Raw genomic sequence first — 2,876 nt, forward strand, 5'->3', positions numbered from 1 at the left:
GGCCCACACGCCCTGCTGATGATCGAAGCTTTGACCGTCGTCCTCATAGAGCGTCCACTCGCCGGAGCCGGGCCAGACGCGCACTGTCAGCTCATCCAGGGGCCGCTCGCCGGTATGCTGCATCACCGGCCCCAGCGGGATCACGGCACCGGCCCGAACGTACAGCGGCATCCGCTCCAGCGGCGCGTGCGCCAGAATATCGGTCGGGCCTTCGTAACGCTCGCCGCTCCACCAGTCGTACCACGTCCCGGCGGGCAGATAGACCGCGCGGTACTCAACGCCGGGGCGGTAGATCGGCGCGGCCAGCAGCGACGGGCCAAGCACGACCTGATCGTGCAGATCGTAGGTGCGCGGATCGTTCGGGAAGTGATACAGCAGCGGTCGCAGGATCGGCGCGCCCGTGGTGGCGGCCTCCCAGAAGAGCGCGTAGATGTAGGGCAGCAGCCGGTAGCGCAGCTCGATATACTCGCGGCAGATCTGCTCGACGCGCTCGCCGAAGACCCAGGGCTCGTGGCGCTTGGTGCCAAGCTCGGAGTGACCGCGCATAAACGGATAGAGCACGCCAAGCTGCATCCAGCGCGCGAACAGCTCGCCCGTGGCGTTGCCGAAGAAGCCGCCGATGTCGCAGCCGACAAAGGGCACGCCCGATAGGCCCATGTTGCAGAGCATCGGCAGCGATATTTCGAGATGCGACCAGGCCGAGCGGTTATCGCCCATCCACGATGCCGACCAGCGCTGAATGCCTGCGTAGCCCGAACGCGAGAGCACGAACGAGCGCTCATTGCGGAGGCGGCTCAGCGCCTCGTGGGTAGCCCGCGACATCATCGAGCCGTACAGATTGCGCGTCTCCGCATGCGTCGCGCGCTCGTCGAGCGGGCCTTGGGGCGCATCCAGCGGCATCGTAATGTGCTTGCCGTCTGGCTCGCCGAAGGGCTGATCCTTGATCGCGGGCTCGTTCATGTCGTTCCAGATGCCAGCCACGCCGATATCGGTCAGGCTCTTGTGGAGATCGCCCCACCACTCGCGCACCTCAGGCCGCATAACATCGGGAAACACCGCGCGGTCGGGCCAGACGTAGCCGTGAAAGAGCGTGCCGTCGGCGGTACGTACGAAATAGTCGCGGGCCAGGCCCTGATCGAACGGCTCGTAGTCGGCCTCCGGCTCGTATTTCACGCCCGGATCGATGATCGTCACCGTCTTGAAGCCGTCCTCGGCCAGATCGCGCACCAGCTTCTCAGGATCGGAGAAGCGCTTGGGACTCCAGGTAAAGACGCGGTAGCCGCGCATATAGTCGATGTCGAGGTGGATCACATCGCAGGGGATGCGGCGGCTGCGGAACTCGCCCGCTAGCTCGCGCACGATCTGCTCGGACTCGTAGCTCCAGCGGCACTGATGATAGCCGAGCGCCCAGCGCGGCGGCAGCGGCATGCGGCCCGTCAGCTCGGAGTAGGTCCGAAGAATCGCGGCAGGCTCGCCGTAGATAATGTAGTAGTCCAGCTCGGCGCCGTGCGTCTCCATGCACCACTCGCCGGGTCGCTCCGCGCCGATGTCGAAGCGGCTGCGATAGGTGGTATTGAAGAACAGGCCATAGCTGACCTGTGGCCGGAGCGCGATGAAGAACGGGATCGCGATATACATATTGTCGGTGGCGGAGCTATAGTTGACCGCATCGCGGGTCCAGTTCGTGAGCTGCTCCGTGCGATGATCGAGCAGGCGGGTGCGCTCGCCGAAGCCGTAGAAGTGCTCGTCCTCCTCGATCTGCTTCCAGCCAGCGACCGCGCCCAGCCGCCAGCCGCAGCCCATCGGCGCATCCTGGGCAAATGGGCGGCCCGCCCTGTCGAAGCAGGTGACGCGGCAGGGATCGCGCTGGATGCGCACAAGCATCTGCTGCGTCTCGATCTCGATCGCGTCCTCCTGCTCGCGCAGCTCGAACGGCACACCCGGCCAATCCGCATCGTCGCGATTGACGGCCCACGAGCGCCGAGGCGAGAAGCTACCGGTCGGCGACATCCGCACCTGCACCAGATTCGGCGCGAGAACCGCCACCGTACACAGCGGACCGCCACAGTCGCAGCGAACGCCGCGCTCGTCGCGCTCCAGCGTCTGTACCGCTCCCAGAGTCGTCCAGGCTTGCTCCATGCCAGGTAGTTGACCAAAAGCTGTTGCGGTCATGCCTCCTCCCTTCGTATGCAGCATCAAAGGCTTGAGATCCCTCGCGCCTCATGATACTTGAAGTTTCAAGATCCCTCGGCAGCCGCGCCGCACCAAACATCGCAACCATCAGGAGCGACAGGAAAGGGCACGCCGATTGCGTACCCTTTGCCGCTGCCGAAGCGCTCGAAATGAATCGAATATCAGCGCGCAGCCTTGAGAAACTGCCGCACGAACACGCCCAGCGTCATCGTAAACGGAATGAACGAGTCGCGGTGGATGTTATGGCCGCTGCCCGCGAGCACCTCAAGCGAGACGCAGGCCGGAATCACGCCCTGCACCAGCGGGATATGCTCGGCAAGCCAGATGCCGCCCTGCGACCGATCGGCGACCAAGATCTGCGTCGGCAGTGTAAGCTGGCGCAGCCGATCCACGACGTTAATCGCCGCGTTGTCGACGAAAAAGCCTTCGATCGCGGAGCGACGCACCTGCTGCCACGCCTCGGCCTTCCACCAGACATCGCACTCATGCCAGCGCGGATTGGCCGCGCTCATCTCCGCAACCAGCGCGTCGCGGGGCACGCCAACGCCAGCCGTAAACGCCGGCAGGTAGGGAGCGGGATCGGCGGCCAGCAGCAGCACCGGGTCTTCCAGCACCAGCGCGCGCGGCTGAACCTGCGCATCCGGCAGCGTGGCATGGACCAGCGCATTGATTCCACCCCAGGA

The 2,876-nt window shown here is 65.1% G+C and carries 2 protein-coding genes; both read right to left on the reverse strand.

Features of this window, described 5'->3' with window-relative positions:
* On the reverse strand, positions 1–2,172 hold a 2,172-nt coding region (locus tag VFZ66_09585), incomplete at its 3' end, for a TIM-barrel domain-containing protein (GenBank protein HEX6289430.1).
* A 182-nt stretch (positions 2,173–2,354) separates the two neighbouring features.
* The coding region (locus VFZ66_09590; protein HEX6289431.1) for a hypothetical protein at positions 2,355–2,876 on the reverse strand (522 nt) is incomplete at its 5' end.

Source organism: Herpetosiphonaceae bacterium (assembly GCA_036374795.1).
Classification (GTDB): Bacteria; Chloroflexota; Chloroflexia; order Chloroflexales; family Kallotenuaceae; genus LB3-1.